This is a genomic window from Pseudomonas sp. WS 5079 (genome assembly GCF_012985465.1).
Lineage (GTDB): Bacteria > Pseudomonadota > Gammaproteobacteria > Pseudomonadales > Pseudomonadaceae > Aquipseudomonas.
This window is the reverse complement of the sequence record NZ_JAAQWN010000013.1, coordinates 97399-116278: the sequence shown is the minus strand read 5'-3', so window position 1 is coordinate 116278 and position 18880 is coordinate 97399. Positions and strand designations below refer to the sequence as shown.

The 18880-nt window shown below is 58.2% G+C and carries 16 protein-coding genes and 2 tRNA genes; 1 reads left to right on the top strand and 17 read right to left on the bottom strand.

The features are described from left to right. Nucleotides 1–24 precede the first annotated feature (24 nt). The 10 genes from nusA to rlmE form a co-directional block, all read right to left on the bottom strand. Complete coding sequence (gene nusA / locus HBO05_RS26520) at nt 25–1506, bottom strand: transcription termination factor NusA (protein WP_038445977.1); 1482 nt, start codon at nt 1504–1506, stop codon at nt 25–27. A 59-nt stretch (nt 1507–1565) separates the two neighbouring features. Next, nucleotides 1566–2024: a ribosome maturation factor RimP gene (gene rimP / locus HBO05_RS26515; protein WP_032867412.1), complete on the bottom strand. Its 459-nt coding sequence runs from the start codon at nt 2022–2024 to the stop codon at nt 1566–1568. Nucleotides 2025–2164: 140 nt separating this feature from the next. After that, nucleotides 2165–2241, bottom strand: a tRNA-Met gene (locus HBO05_RS26510). Nucleotides 2242–2337: 96 nt separating this feature from the next. After that, nucleotides 2338–2423, bottom strand: a tRNA-Leu gene (locus tag HBO05_RS26505). 21 nt (nt 2424–2444) lie between these two features. Then, nucleotides 2445–2828, bottom strand: coding sequence for a preprotein translocase subunit SecG (gene secG, locus HBO05_RS26500; protein WP_029298979.1), 384 nt, complete (start codon nt 2826–2828; stop codon nt 2445–2447). A gap of 4 nt (nt 2829–2832) precedes the next feature. Then, nucleotides 2833–3588 (bottom strand): triose-phosphate isomerase, encoded by a 756-nt coding sequence (gene tpiA / locus HBO05_RS26495; protein ID WP_070994377.1) that lies wholly within the window; start codon nt 3586–3588, stop codon nt 2833–2835. Nucleotides 3589–3654: 66 nt separating this feature from the next. After that, complete coding sequence (gene glmM / locus HBO05_RS26490; RefSeq protein WP_029298983.1) at nt 3655–4992, bottom strand: phosphoglucosamine mutase; 1338 nt, start codon at nt 4990–4992, stop codon at nt 3655–3657. Nucleotides 4993–5008: 16 nt separating this feature from the next. Further along, nucleotides 5009–5860 (bottom strand): dihydropteroate synthase, encoded by an 852-nt coding sequence (folP, locus tag HBO05_RS26485; protein WP_170043569.1) that lies wholly within the window; start codon nt 5858–5860, stop codon nt 5009–5011. Between the two features lie 8 nt (nt 5861–5868). Continuing rightward, a complete protein-coding gene (ftsH, locus tag HBO05_RS26480) occupies nt 5869–7779 on the bottom strand; it encodes an ATP-dependent zinc metalloprotease FtsH (RefSeq protein ID WP_029298988.1) in 1911 nt (636 codons plus the stop codon). A 200-nt stretch (nt 7780–7979) separates the two neighbouring features. Further along, nucleotides 7980–8630 carry a 23S rRNA (uridine(2552)-2'-O)-methyltransferase RlmE gene (rlmE, locus tag HBO05_RS26475; protein WP_038445965.1) on the bottom strand — a complete coding sequence of 217 codons (651 nt, stop codon included), beginning with the start codon at nt 8628–8630 and terminating at the stop codon, nt 7980–7982. Between the two features lie 105 nt (nt 8631–8735). Here rlmE and HBO05_RS26470 point away from each other — a divergent pair, with 105 nt between their 5' ends. Further along, nucleotides 8736–9044: a YhbY family RNA-binding protein gene (locus HBO05_RS26470; RefSeq protein WP_029298992.1), complete on the top strand. Its 309-nt coding sequence runs from the start codon at nt 8736–8738 to the stop codon at nt 9042–9044. Nucleotides 9045–9052: 8 nt separating this feature from the next. Here HBO05_RS26470 and HBO05_RS26465 read toward each other — a convergent pair whose 3' ends face one another. From HBO05_RS26465 to dnaK, 7 genes are all read right to left on the bottom strand, one after another. Further along, complete coding sequence (locus tag HBO05_RS26465) at nt 9053–9457, bottom strand: MFS transporter (RefSeq protein WP_172314661.1); 405 nt, start codon at nt 9455–9457, stop codon at nt 9053–9055. Nucleotides 9458–9485: 28 nt separating this feature from the next. After that, nucleotides 9486–9962, bottom strand: coding sequence for a transcription elongation factor GreA (greA, locus tag HBO05_RS26460; RefSeq protein ID WP_032862903.1), 477 nt, complete (start codon nt 9960–9962; stop codon nt 9486–9488). Continuing rightward, the gene (gene carB, locus HBO05_RS26455) at nt 9959–13180 is read right to left on the bottom strand and encodes a carbamoyl-phosphate synthase large subunit (protein ID WP_169955084.1); all 3222 of its coding nucleotides are present in this window, start codon (nt 13178–13180) and stop codon (nt 9959–9961) included. Before carB ends, greA begins: the two co-directional genes overlap by 4 nt. A 105-nt stretch (nt 13181–13285) precedes the next feature. Then, a complete protein-coding gene (carA, locus tag HBO05_RS26450; RefSeq protein ID WP_169955085.1) occupies nt 13286–14422 on the bottom strand; it encodes a glutamine-hydrolyzing carbamoyl-phosphate synthase small subunit in 1137 nt (378 codons plus the stop codon). Between the two features lie 258 nt (nt 14423–14680). Further along, nucleotides 14681–15487: a 4-hydroxy-tetrahydrodipicolinate reductase gene (gene dapB / locus HBO05_RS26445; protein WP_169955086.1), complete on the bottom strand. Its 807-nt coding sequence runs from the start codon at nt 15485–15487 to the stop codon at nt 14681–14683. Between the two features lie 10 nt (nt 15488–15497). Continuing rightward, nucleotides 15498–16622: a molecular chaperone DnaJ gene (dnaJ, locus tag HBO05_RS26440; RefSeq protein WP_169955087.1), complete on the bottom strand. Its 1125-nt coding sequence runs from the start codon at nt 16620–16622 to the stop codon at nt 15498–15500. Between the two features lie 316 nt (nt 16623–16938). Then, entirely contained in the window at nt 16939–18858 is a 1920-nt protein-coding gene (gene dnaK / locus HBO05_RS26435; protein ID WP_169955088.1) for a molecular chaperone DnaK, read from the bottom strand. Nucleotides 18859–18880: the final 22 nt, after the last annotated feature.

Here is an 18880-nt window from a genome sequence, read left to right as displayed (position 1 = left end):
CTTCTCTCCTCAGGCCGCGCCTAATTACTCGAACCAATGGGCTCGGGCGGCCATGATCAACTTGCCGGCACGATCATCGTCAATGCCGTCGATGTCGAGCAGGTCGTCAATAGACTGCTCGGCCAGGTCTTCGCGGGTAATTACGCCGCGCACCGCCAGTTCCATCGCCAAATCCTTGTCCATACCCTCAAGCGAGAGCAGGTCTTCGGCCGGATGGGCGTCTGCCAGCTTTTCCTCAGTAGCGATGGCTTTAGTCAACAAGCGATCCTTGGCCCGAGCGCGAAGCTCGTTGACGGTGTCTTCGTCAAAGCCGTCGATGTTGAGCATTTCCTCCACCGGTACGTAGGCAATCTCTTCCAGGCTGGTAAAGCCTTCATCTACCAGCACCTGTGCCAGGTCTTCGTCGACTTCCAGCTCGTCGATGAAGTTGCGCAGGATGTCGCCGGTTTCTGCTTGCTGCTTAGCCTGGATGTCCGATTCGGTCATGACGTTCAGGGTCCAGCCAGTCAACTGGCTGGCCAGACGCACGTTCTGACCACCGCGACCGATGGCCTGGGCCAGATTGTCTGCGCCAACGGCGATGTCCATTGCATGGGCATCTTCGTCAACAATAATTGCCGCGACTTCGGCCGGGGACATGGCGTTGATCACGAACTGCGCCGGGTTATCGTCCCACAGCACGATATCCACACGCTCACCGCCCAATTCGCCCGACACCGCCTGGACGCGCGAACCGCGCATACCAATGCAAGCGCCCTGCGGGTCGATGCGTTTGTCCTTGGAGCGGACCGCGATCTTGGCGCGCGAACCCGGGTCGCGGGACGCAGCCATCACTTCGATCAGGCCTTCGGCAATTTCCGGCACTTCGATACGGAACAGCTCGATCAACATTTCCGGCGCAGTACGCGACAGGATCAGTTGAGGGCCACGGTTCTCGGTGCGGATTTCCTTGAGCAGCGCACGCAAGCGCACGCCAACACGGAAGGTTTCGCGAGAAATGATGTCTTCACGGGCCAGCAACGCTTCAGCGTTGTTACCCAGGTCGACGATCACGTTGTCGCGGGTCACTTTCTTCACGGTGCCGGAGATGATTTCCCCCAGGCGCTCGCGATAGGCGTCAACGACTTGAGCGCGCTCGGCTTCGCGGACCTTTTGCACGATGACTTGCTTGGCAGTCTGTGCAGCGATGCGGCCGAACTCGATGGACTCGATCTTTTCCTCGACGACGTCACCCACCTGGGCACCAGGATGCGTTTGCGCAACCTTGCTTGGCCAGGTTTCGATGGCCGGATCATCAAGATCGGCTTCTTCGACGACTGTCCAGCGACGGAAAGTCTCATAGGCTCCGGTGTGGCGGTTGATTTCCACACGCAGATCAACTTCGTCTTCAAAACGCTTTTTGGTAGCAGTGGCCAGGGCCAACTCCAGCGCTTCAAAAATCACGTTAGCCGGTACGCCCTTTTCATTGGATACCGACTCAACAACCAGCAGTACTTCTTTGCTCATCGTACGCCTCGCCTTTCGCAAGCCATTGGATCCGCGGGATCCGCAGTTTCTGGCACGTCTCAGTCAAAACTGGGAATAATGTTGGCCTTGTCGATCATATCGATCGGCAACAGGAACTCGTGGTCTTCTACCTGCACCACTACATCCTGTTCTTCTACACCGCGCAGAAGGCCCTGAAAGTTGCGTCGCCCTTCAAAAGGAGATCGCAGCTTGATCTTCACTTGTTCACCGGCATATTTAGCAAACTGCTCAATAGTGAACAGTGGGCGTTCCATGCCTGGCGAGGAAACTTCGAGGGTGTATTCAACGGCGATCGGATCTTCAACATCCAGGACACCGCTGATCTGACGGCTGACGATGGCACAATCGTCCACCAGCACGCCGCCCTCTTTATCGATATAAACGCGCAACATTGAGTGGCGACCTTGAGCCGAAAACTCAATACCCCAGCATTCATAGCCTAGGGCCACGACCACCGGGGCCAGCAAGGCCTGCAACTCTTCTAGCTTGCTCGACACCTGAACCCCCTCGTGCATGTATGTGCATGCTGTGCAAAATAAAAAAATGGGCGAAACGCCCATCCTTGAAACGCCGTCGAACAGCGGCGTTGAAAGTGTCCAGCTAACAAAAAGCCCCTTAAAAGGGGCTCCGCTAAAACTGGTTGCGGGGGCCGGATTTGAACCGACGACCTTCGGGTTATGAGCCCGACGAGCTACCAGACTGCTCCACCCCGCGACAAAGCTGGGGCGGAAGTATACGACCGATCCCTTACAGGGTCAATGTAACCTTCCACCTACAAGAAAGCCCGCAACAGCGGGCTCTCCTGATAATTGGTACCGAGAAGGGGACTCGAACCCCTACACCCTATGGGCACAACCACCTCAAGGTTGCGTGTCTACCAATTCCACCACCTCGGCAATACAGCGTTTACAACCTTCTTACTTCTGCTCTTGAGCTGGAGGCACGTCAGTCGCTGGAGTAGCCGACTTTTGCTCTTGAAGCACCGGGACATCATCAGAAGCCGGTTTTGCTTTTGGCACTTCCAACACTGCTGGATCTGGCAAACCTGCTTGAGTCAGCACATGAGCTTTCTCTTTAGCAAAGTAACCTAACCCCAGGCTGGTTATGAAGAAACCGGCGGCAAGTATAGCAGTAAACTTACTAAGAAAGGTAGAGGAACCTTGGCTTCCGAACACAGTATTTGAAGCACCTGCCCCGAAAGACGCACCAGCGTCCGCACCTTTACCCTGTTGCAGCAATACCAGGGCAACAACGCCCAGCGCACCCAACAGATGAAAAACGACTACGACTGTTTCCAGCATTTTCTCAGTTTCCCGCGGCGCGACAAATCGCACCGAACTCATCTGCATTCAGGGAAGCTCCACCAATGAGCCCCCCATCGATATCCGGCATGCCGAACAGTTCGACCGCATTGGCCGCCTTCACGCTGCCGCCGTATAGAAGCCGCACACCTTGTGCGACCTCAGAATTCTCTGCCGCCAACTGCGCGCGGATGGCTGCATGCACATCCTGCGCCTGTTGCGGTGTAGCAGTCAGCCCGGTGCCAATGGCCCAGACCGGCTCGTAAGCAATCACTGCCTTTGCAAATGCACCAACACCCAGCTCCTCGATGATGCTGCCCAGCTGACGCGAGACAACTTCAAGAGTCTTGCCCGATTCACGCTGCTCCAGGGTTTCCCCTATGCACAACACTGGAATCAAGCCACAAGCCTGTGCCGCCGCGAACTTGCGGTTGAGCGTCCCATCCCGCTCGCCCATCATCTGACGGCGCTCGGAGTGCCCAACAAGCACATAGGAACAACCCGCATCAACCAACTGACTCGGTGCAATCTCACCGGTCAACGCACCCTGCATGGCTTCTACTGCGGAATTCTGCGCGCCGACCTGGATCGACTTGCCTTTCAAGCCATCAACCACTTGGTTGATATGCAAGCAAGGCGGGAATACCGCAATATCGACACCGCTTGGCAAAGCCAGGTGACGAAGGCCATTGACCAGCTCAGCGACACTGGCGCGGGTACCGTGCATCTTCCAGTTACCAGCTACCATAGTGCGACGCATGCTGTACCTCGTCGGTCAAAGTGGGCGCAGATGTTACCCAACCACATCATCACTGGCAAGCCGAATTCAGGCGCAAACTTCAGTTACCAGTTTTGCCAGCTCTTCGGCGTAGCCACGAACCTGTGTTTCGTCATCGCCTTCAACCATCACACGCACCAAAGGCTCGGTCCCCGACTTGCGCAACAAGACCCGGCCACGCCCCGCCATGGCGACGGTAACGCGCTCACAGGCTTCCTTGATCGCCGGGTGCTCGATAGGGTTTTCACCACCCGAGAAACGCACATTGAGCAATACTTGAGGGCACTTGCGTAGCGCCTGGCGCGCCTGGGCCAGGCTTTCTTCGCGGCGACGCAGGGCCAATAGTACCTGCAGCGCCGCGATAATCGCATCACCGGTGGTGGTGTGCTGGAAGCACACGACATGGCCCGAATTCTCGCCACCCACCACCCAGTTGCGCTCCAGCAGCTCGGCAATCACGTAGCGGTCGCCAACATTGGCGCGCACGAACGGGATCCCCAGGTCGGCCAGGGCCAGCTCCAGCCCCAGGTTACTCATCAAGGTACCGACGACGCCGCCTTGGAGCTTGTTACGCTCATGCAGGTCGCGGGCAATGATGAACAGCAGGTCGTCACCGTCGACGATGGCGCCGGTATGATCGACCATCAGCACGCGATCACCGTCACCATCGAAGGCGATACCCAGGTCCGCGTGCTCGGCCAATACCGCTGCCTGCAATTGCCCCATGTGGGTCGAACCGCAGTTGTCGTTGATGTTCAGGCCGTTAGGCTGAGCCGACAGCACGGTGACCTCGGCGCCCAATTCCTTGAATACGCTGGGAGCGACCTTGTAGGTGGCACCGTGGGCACAGTCGATGACCACCTTGAGTCCGGCAAAATTGGTGCTGGTAGGCACGCTGCTTTTGCAAAATTCGATATAACGACCCGACGCGTCGTTGATCCGCGATACCTTGCCCAGCTTGCTCGACTCGACGACGGTCATCGGCGCATCCAGCAGCTCTTCAATCATGTGTTCGATCTCGTCCGGCAGCTTGGTGCCCTGGCCCGAGAAAAACTTGATGCCATTGTCGTCATGGGGATTGTGCGAAGCGCTGATCACAATCCCGGCTTCAGCGTGGAAGGTACGCGTCAGATAAGCGATCGCCGGCGTAGGCATCGGCCCCAGCAACATCACATCAGCCCCGGCAGCGGACAGGCCCGCCTCCAGCGCAGACTCGAACATGTAACCGGAGATCCGCGTGTCCTTGCCGACCAGGATGCGACATGCGCCCATGCTGCGAAAGGCCATCCCGGCCGCCCAGCCCAGCTTGAGCATAAAATCCGGAGTGATCGGGAATTCGCCGACCCGACCACGAATACCGTCGGTGCCAAAATATTTCTTTGTCATAAGTGCTCCATCATTCTTATTCGGCTGATTCTACCGCTTCGATCATCCGCACTACGTCAACTGTCTCGGCCACATCATGCACCCGCAGAATGCGCGCCCCCTTGGCCACGGCCAGCGCCGCGAGGGCCAGGCCGCCATACAGGCGCTCGCCCACGGGACGATTCAAGGCCATGCCTATCATGCTCTTGCGTGACACCCCAACCAACAGGGGGCGACCAAGGGCATGCAGCGACTCCACATGTTTGAACAGGCTCAAGTTGTGCTGCAGGGTTTTGGCAAAACCAAACCCCGGGTCGAGAATGATCCGCTCAGGTGCAATTCCTGCAACGGCGCATTGGGCAATGCGACTCACCAGAAATTCCGTCACTTCTTCAACCAGGTTGTCGTAGTGCGGGGCGTCCTGCATCGTCCCGGGCTCGCCAAGCATATGCATTAGGCACACAGGCAACCCGGTGGCAGCAGCAGCATCCAGCGCACCATCGCGCTGCAATGAGCGCACATCGTTGATCAGCCCCGCGCCGAGTCGCGCGGTCTCACGCATGACGGCGGGCGTCGAGGTATCTACCGAGATGATGACATCCAGCTCACGATGGATTCGCTCGACAATCGGCGCAACACGCTCCATCTCCTCCAGCGGGGAAACAGCACGTGCTCCAGGCCGAGTCGATTCACCACCGACATCGATAATGGTCGCACCCGCAGCCACCATTGCCTCTGCATGACGCAAAGCCGCGTCCAGCTGGCTGAAGCGACCACCGTCGGAAAAGGAATCAGGGGTTACGTTGAGAATGCCCATAACGTGGGTACGGGCCAAATCAAGAACCCGGTTGCCGCAAGGCAACCGGGTGGAGGACAACACAGAAGTCATTTCAAGCCTTAAAGGTCGGCAGCCGGGCCGCCGATTGGGTTTTCCGGGCGCTCATTCTGTACCACTGGCGGTGTGCCAGAAGTACCCGAACCACCTTCCCAATCACGAGGCTCGCGAGGAGTACGGCCAGCCATGATGTCGTCGATCTGCTCGGCATCAATAGTCTCGTACTTCATCAGGGCATCAGCCATGGCGTCGAGCTTGTCACGGTTATCGGTAAGGATCTGCTTGGCCGTGCCGTAGCACTGGTCAATGATGCTGCGCACTTCAGAGTCGATCAGCTTGGCAGTCTCGCCGGAGAAGCTGGCACTTTGACCGCCGCCACCACGCCCCAGGAATACTTCGCCTTCTTCCTCGGCATACATCAGCGGGCCGAGTTTTTCCGAAAGACCCCACTTGGTGACCATGTTCCGCGCAATCTGGCTGGCACGCATGATGTCGTTGGACGCGCCGGTGGTTACACCGTCGAAGCCCAGAGTCATCTCTTCAGCGATACGGCCGCCGTACAGCGAGCAGATCTGGCTGATCAGGGCACGCTTGGAGAGGCTGTAACGATCCTCTTCCGGCAGGAACATGGTGACACCCAACGCCCGACCACGAGGAATGATCGACACCTTGTAGACCGGGTCATGCTCAGGCACAACGCGACCGACAATGGCATGACCGGCTTCGTGATAAGCGGTGTTCTGTTTCTCTTTTTCGGACATGACCATGGATTTGCGCTCAGCGCCCATCATGATCTTGTCCTTGGCCAGCTCGAACTCTTTCATCTCGACGATGCGCTTGCCGGTACGGGCAGCGAACAGCGAGGCCTCGTTCACCAGGTTGGCCAGGTCGGCACCGGAGAAACCAGGAGTACCACGGGCAATCACGCCCGGCGCCACGTCATCGCCCATTGGCACTTTGCGCATATGGACCTTGAGAATCTGCTCGCGGCCACGGATATCCGGCAAGCCAACCACCACCTGGCGGTCGAAACGGCCCGGACGCAGCAGCGCCGGGTCAAGTACGTCAGGACGGTTGGTGGCGGCAATCACGATGATGCCGTCGTTCATTTCAAAGCCGTCCATCTCCACCAGCAACTGGTTGAGGGTCTGCTCACGCTCATCATGACCACCGCCCATGCCAGCACCACGATGGCGACCGACAGCGTCGATTTCATCGATGAAGATAATGCATGGCGCGTGCTTCTTGGCCTGCTCGAACATGTCACGCACACGGCTGGCGCCTACACCGACGAACATCTCGACGAAGTCGGAACCGGAAATGGTGAAGAACGGCACCTTGGCTTCGCCGGCAATCGCCTTGGCGAGCAGGGTTTTACCGGTACCCGGAGGACCAACCATCAGTACGCCGCGAGGAATACGGCCACCCAAGCGCTGGAACTTGCCTGGGTCGCGCAGGAACTCGACCAACTCGCCGACTTCTTCCTTGGCTTCGTCGCAACCGGCAACGTCAGCCAGGGTGGTTTTTACCTGGTCTTCGGAAAGCAGGCGTGCCTTGCTCTTGCCGAAGCTCATCGGCCCGCCCTTGCCCCCTGCACCACCTTGCATCTGGCGCATGAAGAACATGAACACGGCAATAATCACCAGGATCGGGAAGCTGGCTACCAGCAACTGGGTCCAGATGCTCTGCTGCTCAGGCTGCTTGCCCTCGACGACCACCTTGTTGTCCACCAGGTCGCCGATCAGGCCATTGTCCTGGATCGCCGGACGGATGGTCTTGAAGCTGTCGCCATCGTTGCGCTTGCCGGTGATCACGTAGCCATCAACCGCTACGCGCTCGACCTTGCCATCCTTAACTTGCTGGATGAAGTCGGAATAGTTGAGGGTCTGCGGCTCGTTAGGGCTGGAGAAGTTGTTCATCACCGTCACCAGGACAGCCGCGATGATCAACCACAGGATCAGATTCTTTGCCATATCGTTCAATTAACTACCCTCTGAAGCAAGCTCCGCTACTGGCGCGCGCTTCGCATGATATTCACCGGCCTAACTTACTACATTACCTACAACTCTGGCAGGCGCCGTCTGTAACCCTTTGTGAAACTTTGACTACACAATATTCGTAAAGCTTCGTGACGAAAGCGATATAAAAAAACCTATCGACTCCCTTAAAACCTTTAAAGACGCTCATCACTGGCAGCGCCTTCGACACCGCGGTAACCGCGGCCCAGCAAATACTGCTCGCGAGACCTGTCCCTCGATGAGTCAGGCTTGCGGGTCTGCACCTTGTCGAACAGCTTGCGCATGTTCTTGTGGTACTCGTCAAAACCTTCCCCAAGGAAGACCTTGACCAGAAAATCACCACCCGGACGCAGAACCCTTCCTGCCAGATCCAGTGCCAATTCGCACAGGAACATGGCGCGTGGCATATCCACGGCTGGTAATCCACTCATATTGGGGGCCATATCCGAAATCACAAGGTCTACCTGCGAATTTCCGACAGCCTCGAGGATCTGTGCCAACACGTCATCGCGGGTAAAGTCGCCATGGACGAAGGTCACATCAGGGATGCTGTCCATCTCCAGGATATCGGAAGCGATCAACCGGCCTTGCCCACCAATCAGACGACTGGTCACCTGGGACCAGCCACCTGGGGCTGCGCCAAGATCGATTACGCTCATGCCTGGACGGATCAACCGGTCCTTTTCCTGGATCTCCAGCAGCTTGTAGCTGGCCCGGGAACGGTAGCCATCCTTTTGCGCCTTTTTGACGTAAGGATCGTTGAAATGCTCTTTAAGCCAGTTAAGGCTAGTTTTGGAACGGGCCACGGGCCACCTCGAAAATAAAACGGGTCGTGATTAACTGGGCGGTCCCGGACTCGCTCGGGTAAACTGGCCGCCGCTTTTTACAAGATCAGACGCAGGGGTCAGATTATGCCGCTCACTCAAGAGCAGAAGAAACAGTACAAATCCATTGGCCACCATCTGAAACCAGTTTTGATCGTGGCTGACAACGGTTTGACTGAAGGTGTGTTAGCCGAACTTGAACGCGCATTAGGCGATCACGAGCTGATCAAGATCAAGGTCAATATCCTCGATCGCGAAGCGCGCCTGGCCGCCATTGCAGAACTGTGCAAGGTGGGCAAGGCGGACCTGGTTCAGGTCATCGGCAAGATGGCGCTGCTGTATCGCAAGAATTTCAGCGCCAACAAGCAATTGTCGAACGTTCACCGCTTCAAATGATACAAGGGTCACGGGCGTGCTTCGCGCGCCCTGCCACTCCATCCCGGCGCAGGTTGTGCCACCAGCACCAAGCCAGAAAACCCTAGCACAAGATAGCTGAACAGCTGCCAGCGCAACGCTTCCGGCAGCAATATGCGCACCACGCAATACATTGCGCACGCATACAGCGCCATCAACAGCAGTTGCCCGCGCATATCCCGCCACAAACTCCCCAAGCCCTCGGCCTTGACCAGCACCAATGCCTGGAGAGTCACGCACGCCGCCGCAAATCCCACCAGCAGCGCACTCAATAATCCGCCGATCTCATCGATCAGCAACGGCGCCAGGCCAATCATGCCCAGTACCGGCAATACACCCAGGTGTAACAGCCACAGGCCGCCAACCCAGAGCATCTGGGCCAGCTGCCAAAGCATGGCGCCCGCGGGAAGCGGGCGCCGTCCTTCAGATGTGACGAACTTCGACAATCTCGTACTCGATCACGCCACCAGGCGTCTTGACGGCGACCACGTCACCCTCTTCCTTGGCGATCAAGGCACGGGCCAGCGGCGAACCGACGGAGATCTTGCCGAGTTTGAAGTCAGCCTCGTCCTCACCCACGATATGGTAAGTCACGCTTTCATCCGTCTCGACGTTGGCGATTTCCACAGTCGTGCCAAAAATCACCTTGCCGGTCTTCGGAATGGTCGTGACATCGATGATGACCGCATTCTGCATGCGCCCTTCGATATCACGGATCCGCGCCTCGACCATACCTTGCTGCTCACGGGCAGCGTGGTATTCGGCGTTTTCCTTCAAGTCACCCAACTCACGGGCCGTACCGATGTCCTGGCTCAGCTTTGGACGTACGACCTTGGTCAGGTGGGCGTGCTCCTCTTCCAGGGCCTTGGCGCCCTGGACAGTCATAGGGTATTTGATCATGCCTTCAATCCTGCGTGTAGATCCTGCAAGCGACGCACGGTCTTTTCCGGACCGAACTTGAGCGCTTCACAGATGGCTTCGCCAGCAGCAATGGTGGTGGTGCAGTAGATCTTGTGCTGCAAGGCATTACGACGAATGGAGTAGGAGTCCGCGATCGACTGGCGACCTTCGGTGGTGTTGATGATCAGGGTGACTTCGTCATTCTTGATCATGTCGACCACGTGCGGACGGCCTTCCGTTACCTTGTTCACGCGACGCACTTTCAGGCCAGCGGCTTCAATCAGCTTGGCGGTCCCGGCAGTGGCCACGACTTCGAAGCCCAAGTTGATCAGATCACGGGCCACGCCTGCAACCAGTGGTTTGTCATCATCACGCACGCTGATAAACGCAGTACCGCCGGTCGGCAGCACTTCGCTGGCGCCCATCTGGGCCTTGGCGAATGCTTCGCCGAAGGTATCGCCCACGCCCATCACTTCACCGGTGGACTTCATCTCTGGGCCCAGGATCGGGTCCACGCCAGGGAATTTGGCGAATGGGAATACCGCCTCTTTCACGCTGTAGAAGTTCGGAATGATTTCCTTGGTGAAGCCGATTTCCTTCAAGGTCTTACCGGCCATCACACGGGCGGCAATCATTGCCAGGGATACGCCGATGCACTTGGAAACAAACGGTACGGTACGCGAGGCACGTGGATTGACTTCGATGACATAGATGTCTTCGCCCTGCAGCGCCAACTGTACGTTCATCAGGCCGACCACACCCAGCTCCAAGGCCATTTTCTTGACCTGTTCGCGCATCTCGTCCTGGATGTGCAGCGGCAGCGAGTACGGCGGCAGGGAGCATGCGGAGTCACCGGAGTGAACGCCCGCCTGCTCGATGTGCTGCATGATCGCGCCGATCACTACGTCGGTGCCATCGCAGACCGCATCCACGTCCATCTCGATGGCGCAGTTGAGGAAGTGGTCCAGCAGCACCGGGCTGTCATTGGACACTTTCACCGCATCACGCAGGTAGCGCTTGAGTTCGTCTTCTTCGTAGACGATTTCCATCGCCCGGCCGCCCAGCACGTACGACGGACGCACCACCAGCGGGTAGCCGATCTTGCTGGCGGCGCGGATGGCTTCGTCTTCGCTGCGCACAGTAGCGTTTGGCGGCTGACGCAGGTTCAGGCGCTCGACCATTTGCTGGAAGCGCTCACGGTCTTCGGCACGGTCGATGGCGTCTGGGCTGGTACCGATGATCGGCACGCCGGCCGCTTCCAGGGCCCGCGCCAGTTTCAGCGGGGTTTGCCCGCCGTACTGCACGATCACGCCTTTTGGTTTCTCGACGCGACAGATTTCCAGCACGTCCTCCAGCGTTACCGGCTCGAAGTACAGGCGGTCAGAAGTGTCGTAGTCAGTGGAAACAGTTTCCGGGTTGCAGTTGACCATGATGGTCTCGTACCCGTCTTCGCGCAGGGCGAGGGCGGCGTGTACGCAGCAGTAGTCGAACTCGATGCCCTGGCCGATACGGTTTGGACCGCCACCCAGGATGATGATCTTGTCGCGACCCGACGGCGCGGCTTCGCACTCTTCCTCGTAAGTGGAGTACAGGTACGCGGTGTCGGTGGCGAACTCTGCGGCGCAGGTGTCAACACGCTTGTAGACCGGGAAGATATCCAGCTTGTGGCGGTGGGTGCGCAGGTTTTTCTCGGTCACACCCAGCAGCTTGGCCAGACGCTGGTCGGAGAAGCCTTTGCGCTTGAGGCGGAACATCAGGTCGCGGTCGATAGAGGAAAGACCCAGGGTCTTGACCTTCTCTTCTTCCTTGATCAGATCTTCGATCTGCACCAGGAACCACGGGTCAATCATGTTCATGCCGAAGATGTCTTCGACGGTCATGCCCGCGCGGAAGGCGTCAGCCACGTACCAGATACGCTCGGCGCCCGGGACGGTCAGCTCGCGCTTGAGGATGCTCATGCTTTCCGGGTTGCTCAGGTCGAGCTTCTCGTCCAGACCGCAAACGCCCACTTCCAGGCCACGCAGGGCTTTCTGAAGGGACTCCTGGAATGTCCGGCCAATGGCCATGACTTCACCGACCGACTTCATCTGAGTGGTCAGGCGGGCGTCAGCTTTCGGGAACTTCTCGAAAGCGAAGCGCGGCAGCTTAGTGACGACGTAGTCGATCGACGGCTCGAAGGACGCCGGCGTAGCACCGCCAGTGATTTCGTTTTGCAGCTCGTCCAAGGTGTAACCGATCGCCAGCTTGGCAGCGATGCGTGCAATCGGGAAGCCGGTAGCTTTTGATGCCAGCGCCGAAGAACGCGATACACGCGGGTTCATCTCGATCACGACCATGCGGCCCGTGTCCGGGCAGATACCGAACTGAACGTTGGAACCGCCGGTTTCAACGCCGATCTCACGCAGTACCGCCAACGAGGCGTTACGCATGATCTGGTATTCCTTGTCCGTCAGGGTTTGCGCAGGTGCAACGGTGATCGAGTCACCGGTGTGCACGCCCATCGGGTCGAAGTTTTCGATCGAGCAGACGATGATGCAGTTGTCCTTTTTATCGCGGACAACTTCCATCTCGTACTCTTTCCAGCCGATCAGGGATTCGTCGATCAACAGCTCTTTGGTCGGCGACAGATCCAGGCCGCGGGCGCAGATTTCTTCGAACTCTTCACGGTTGTAAGCGATACCGCCGCCGGTGCCGCCCATGGTGAAGGACGGACGGATAATGCACGGAAAGCCGAGCTTTTCGAGAACCGCGTTGGCCTCTTCCATACTGTGGGCGATACCCGAGCGCGGGCAATCAAGACCGATAGACTTCATGGCCTTGTCGAAACGCGAACGGTCTTCAGCCTTGTCGATGGTGTCGGCATTGGCGCCGATCATTTCTACGCCGAACTTTTCCAGGACGCCTTCGCGCTCCAGGTCCAGGGCACAGTTCAGTGCAGTCTGGCCACCCATGGTCGGCAGCAGTGCGTCCGGACGCTCTTTCTCGATGATCTTGGCAACGGTCTGCCATTTGATCGGTTCGATGTAGGTGGCGTCGGCCATGTCCGGATCGGTCATGATGGTGGCCGGGTTGGAGTTCACCAGGATGACGCGGTAACCCTCTTCGCGCAGGGCCTTGCAGGCCTGGGCGCCGGAGTAGTCGAATTCACAGGCCTGGCCGATAACGATCGGGCCAGCGCCGAGAATCAGGATGCTTTTTATGTCTGTACGTTTTGGCATGGGTTTGTCACTCAAATCCGCAGGTCAGTCGGCAAGCCGTCTTGAACAATCTTTGAAGAGCCTGCGGAGGCCACCGAAATTCGGGGCCGCCCGCAAGCCACTCAGTCAGCGTCGCTTGGCCATCTCATTGATGAAACGGTCGAACAGCGGCGCTACGTCGTTCGGGCCCGGGCTCGCTTCAGGGTGGCCCTGGAAGCTGAACGCGCTCTTGTCGGTGCGCTCGATACCCTGCAGGGAACCGTCGAACAGCGACTTGTGAATGGCACGCACATTGGCCGGCAAGGTAGCTTCATCCACCGCAAAACCGTGGTTCTGGCTGGTGATCATCACCACGCCCGTATCCAGGTCTTGTACCGGGTGGTTGGCACCGTGATGGCCATGGCCCATTTTCAGGGTCTTGGCGCCGGAGGCCAGGGCCAGCAGTTGGTGACCGAGGCAGATACCGAATACCGGGATCTCGGTGTCCAGCACTTGCTTGATGGCCTTGATGGCGTAGTCGCATGGCTCCGGGTCACCCGGGCCGTTGGACAGGAACACGCCATCCGGTTGCAGGGCCAGTACGTCGGCGGCCGGGGTTTGCGCCGGCACCACGGTTACGCGGCAACCGCGCTCGACCAGCATGCGCAGGATGTTGTACTTGATGCCGTAGTCGTAGGCCACGACGTGGTACGGCAGCTCGCTGGCTTCGATAGTCGCGTGGCTGTCGGTCTTCAAGTCCCAGACAGTGGAGCGCCACTCGTACTTCTCTTTGGTGCTGACAACTTTCGCCAGGTCCATGCCTTTCAGGCCAGGGAAGCCCTGCGCTGCAGCAATCGCAGCTTCTTCGGAAATATTGTCACCGGCCATGATGCAGCCGTTTTGCGAGCCTTTTTCACGCAGGATGCGCGTGAGGCGGCGCGTGTCGATACCAGCGATTGCCACCACGTTGTTGGCTTTCAGGTAATCGGACAGAGACATCGTGTTACGCCAGTTGCTCGCAACCAGTGGCAGATCACGAATCACCAGACCAGCCGACCAGACACGATCAGACTCGACGTCTTCCGGTGTGGTACCGGTGTTGCCGATGTGCGGATAGGTCAGGGTAACGATCTGTTGGGCGTAGGAAGGATCGGTAAGGATTTCCTGATAGCCGGTCATGGCGGTGTTGAACACCACCTCTCCAACGGTCTGACCGTCGGCTCCAATGGCTTCGCCGCGAAAAATGCTGCCATCAGCAAGGGCGAGTATGGCTGGCTTAGTCAAGAAGACCTCCCGTAAATAAAGCCTGAAAGGGCGATCGCAGGTTGTAAAAAAGCGGAGTGACGTATGGACACGTCACCCCGCTTCTTCACTGAATTATTCTGCGCGCTTTTAGTGGACACACTAAAGCTGTAGCTTACAGAAAAAGGCTTTTTTGGTCCACCGCTAATGAGCCGAAAAGGCAGGAGAATGCGACAGGACGTCGCTTAGCGGGTAAAAACGGGCCCTAGAGTAATACCCGGGGCCCCTTTTTGCTACTGATTAACGCAGATCCAGCACATCTTGCATGTCATAGAGGCCCGCTTCGCGCCCCTCCAGCCACAATGCCGCACGCACTGCGCCCTTGGCGAAAGTCATGCGGCTGGAGGCCTTGTGGGTGATCTCCAGGCGCTCACCTTCGGCAGCAAACAGCACCGTGTGATCACCGACCACGTCACCGCCGCGCACAGTGGCAAAGCCAATGGTCTCGCGCTCGCGAACACCGGTATGCCCCTCGCGACCATACACCGCGACTTTCGACAGATCGCGCCCCAACGCATCGGCAATCACTTCACCCATGCGCATGGCGGTCCCCGATGGCGCATCGACCTTGTGCCGGTGATGGGCCTCGATGATCTCGATATCCGCATCATCACCCAGCACCCGTGCAGCCATGTCGAGCAACTTCAGCGACAGGTTGACGCCCACACTGAAGTTGGCGGCAAACACGATAGGAATGTCCTTGCCCGCCGCGACGAGCAACTGCTTCTGCTCGGCATTCAGGCCGGTGGTGCCAATGACCATGGCCTTGCCCGCCTTGCGGCAGAACGCCAGGTTTTTCAGCATCACTTCGGGCAGGGTGAAATCGATCAACACATCGAATTCATCAGCCACTTGCTCCAGGCTGCCGGACAGCGCCACACCGATCCGCCCCAGCGCAGCCAACTCGCCAGCATCGGCGCCGATCAGCGTACTGCCGGGGCGTACGATTGCCGCAGTCAGCCCCGACAGAGGCGAACGCTGCTGCACCGCCTCCACCAGGTTCTTGCCCATACGCCCGGCGGCGCCCATCACTGCTATACGTCGCATATCCACGTCCTTACAGGTCGCCGAAGAAGCGCTTCACGCCTTCGAACCAGCCAGCAGTCTTGGGCGAATGGGAGCCATCACCGGCCAGCGAGCCGCGCAGCTCTTCGAGCAACTCACGCTGGCGACGATCCAGGTTGACCGGGGTTTCGACGGCCACACGGCACATCAAGTCGCCCGCACCACCGCCGCGCACCGGCGCCACACCCTTGCCACGGATCCGGAACTGCTTGCCGGTCTGTGTCCCCTCGGGGATCTTCAGCTTGACCCGACCTTCGAGGGTCGGAATCTCCAGCTCGCCACCCAGGGCCGCATCGACAAAGCTGATCGGCACTTCGCAGAACAGGTGCTTGCCGTCACGCTGGAAGATCGCGTGCTCGCGCACATTGATCACCACATACAGGTCGCCCGTCGGACCACCCTGTGTACCCGCCTCGCCTTCACCGGACAAGCGGATGCGGTCACCGGTATCAACACCCGCAGGCACTTTCACCGACAGGGTCTTGTACTCTTCGACACGCCCTTCGCCGTGGCAGGAATCGCACGGATCGGAAATGATTTTGCCCTGACCATGGCAGCGCGGGCAGGTTTGCTGCACAGAGAAGAAACCCTGCTGCATGCGCACCTGACCAATACCGCCACAGGTTGGGCAAGTGATCGGCGAAGAGCCCTTCTTGGCGCCCGAACCATCGCACGGCTTGCAGTTGACCAGCGTCGGTACACGGATGTTGACGCTGGTGCCGCGCACGGCTTCTTCCAGGTTCAGCTCCAGGGTGTAGCGCAAGTCGCTGCCGCGCTGAGCACCGCCGCGCTGACCGCCGCGACCGCCACCAAAGAAGTCGCTGAAAACATCTCCGAAGATGTCGGAGAAGTTCTGCCCGCCAAAACCGGCACCGCCGCCACCCATGCTTGGATCGACACCGGCATGGCCGTACTGGTCGTAGGCGGCACGCTTGTTCGGATCACACAGGCATTCGTAGGCCTCATTGGCCTCTTTGAACATTTCTTCGGATTCTTTGCTATCCGGATTACGGTCCGGGTGATGCTTCATCGCCAGGCGACGATAGGCCTTCTTCAGGTCCGCCTCGCTGGAGCCGCGCTCCACACCCAACACTTCGTAATAGTCACGCTTTGCCATAAGTCTTTGCACTCTTAAGGACGTTCGGCAAAACCCTCCTGAGCCTGCCAAACTCGTTGAGCCCCAATACAGGCCCGGACCCAACTCACGTCAAATTCAACGATCCTGGTCTTTACTGCTCTCAGCCGAGACCCAGCTAAAAACGCGGTGACTGTTGATCGCAAAGCAGGAGCATTCCCGATCACACCGCCAGCATCCGAACCTTGTCGCATGCTGTAAAAATTCCCGTACCCCAGACACGCCAACGCGGGAGCAAGCTCCCGCGCGGCGACATCCTACCAGTCACCGCTTGATAGCGGTCAACCGGGCGACCAAGTTACTTCTTCTGGTCGTCAACTTCTTCGAAGTCAGCATCGACAATGTCGTCGTGCTTGGCTTCAGGCTCTGCCTGTTGCGCCGCAGCGTCACCTTGCGGGTCCTGCTCGGCGTACATCTTCTGAGCGACCGGCGCGGAGACTTTCGACAGTTCCTCAACCTTGGCGTCGATGGTTGCCTTGTCGTCGCCTTTAACAGCGGCTTCCAGGGCAACCACGGCGGCTTCGATTGCGGTCTTCTCTTCAGCAGTCACTTTTTCGCCAGCATCAGCGATCATTTTGCGAGTCGAGTGAACCAGCGCATCACCCTGGTTACGGGCAGCGGCCAGCTCTTCGAACTTGCGATCTTCCTCGGCGTTCTTTTCAGCATCGTTAATCATCTGCTGAATTTCTTCCTCGGACAGGCCGGAGTTGGCCTTGATCACGATCGACTGAGTCTTGCCAGTAGCCTTGTCCTTGGCGCCTACGTGCAGAATGCCGTTGGCGTCGATGTCGAAGGTCACTTCAATCTGTGGCACGCCACGTGGAGCTGGTGGAATCTCGGCCAGGTCGAACTTGCCCAGGGACTTGTTCTGCGCGGCCTGCTTACGCTCACCTTGCAGCACGTGAATGGTCACGGCGCCCTGGTTGTCATCGGCAGTCGAGAACACTTGCGATTTCTTGGTAGGAATCGTGGTGTTTTTCTCGATCAGCGCGGTCATCACGCCGCCCATGGTTTCGATACCCAGGGTCAGCGGGCTGACGTCCAGCAGCAGCACGTCCTTCACGTCACCGGCCAGTACCGCACCTTGGATGGCAGCACCCATGGCAACTGCTTCGTCCGGGTTGACGTCTTTACGCGCTTCTTTACCGAAGAACTCGGTGACCTTCTGCTGCACCAGCGGCATACGGGTCTGACCACCGACCAGGATCACGTCGTTGATCGAGCCAACGTCGATACCCGAATCTTTCAGGGCGATGCGGCAAGGCTCGATGGTGCGTTGAACCAGGTCTTCAACCAGCGATTCGAGCTTGGCGCGCGAAATCTTCACGTTCAGGTGCTTAGGACCGGTGGCGTCTGCAGTAATGTACGGCAGGTTCACGTCGGTCGAATTGCTCGAAGACAGTTCGATCTTGGCTTTTTCAGCGGCTTCTTTCAGACGCTGCATCGCCAGCGGGTCACCCTTGAGGTTCATACCGCTTTCTTTCTTGAATTCGTCAACGAGGTAGTCGATCAGACGAATGTCAAAGTCTTCACCGCCGAGGAACGTGTCACCGTTGGTCGCCAACACTTCGAACTGGTGCTCGCCATCAACTTCAGCGATTTCGATCACGGAAACGTCGAAAGTACCGCCACCCAGGTCATAAACGATCACAGTGTGGTCGCCCTTGGCCTTGTCCATGCCGTAGGCCAGAGCGGCCGCGGTAGGTTCGTTGATGATACGTTTTACGTCCAGGCCCGCGATGCGGCCGGCGTCTTTGGTCGCCTGGCGCTGGCTGTCGTTGAAATAGGCCGGAACGGTGATCACCGCCTCAGTCACTGCTTCACCCAGGTAGTCTTCGGCAGTCTTTTTCATCTTTTTCAAGATTTCAGCCGAGATTTGCGGTGGCGACATTTTCTGGCCGTTCACTTCAACCCAGGCGTCACCGTTGTCGGCCTTGGCGATTTTGTACGGCACCATCTTGATGTCTTTCTGTACGACTTCTTCGTCGAACTTACGACCGATCAAACGCTTCACCGCGTACAGGGTGTTATGCGGATTGGTCACAGCCTGACGCTTGGCGGACTGGCCTACCAGGATCTCGCCGTCGTTGGCATAAGCCACGATGGACGGAGTGGTACGCGCGCCTTCTGCGTTCTCAATAACCTTGGATACGCCGTTTTCCAGCACGGAGACGCAGGAGTTGGTAGTCCCCAGGTCGATACCGATAATTTTGCCCATGATTCACTCTCCCGAAACTTTG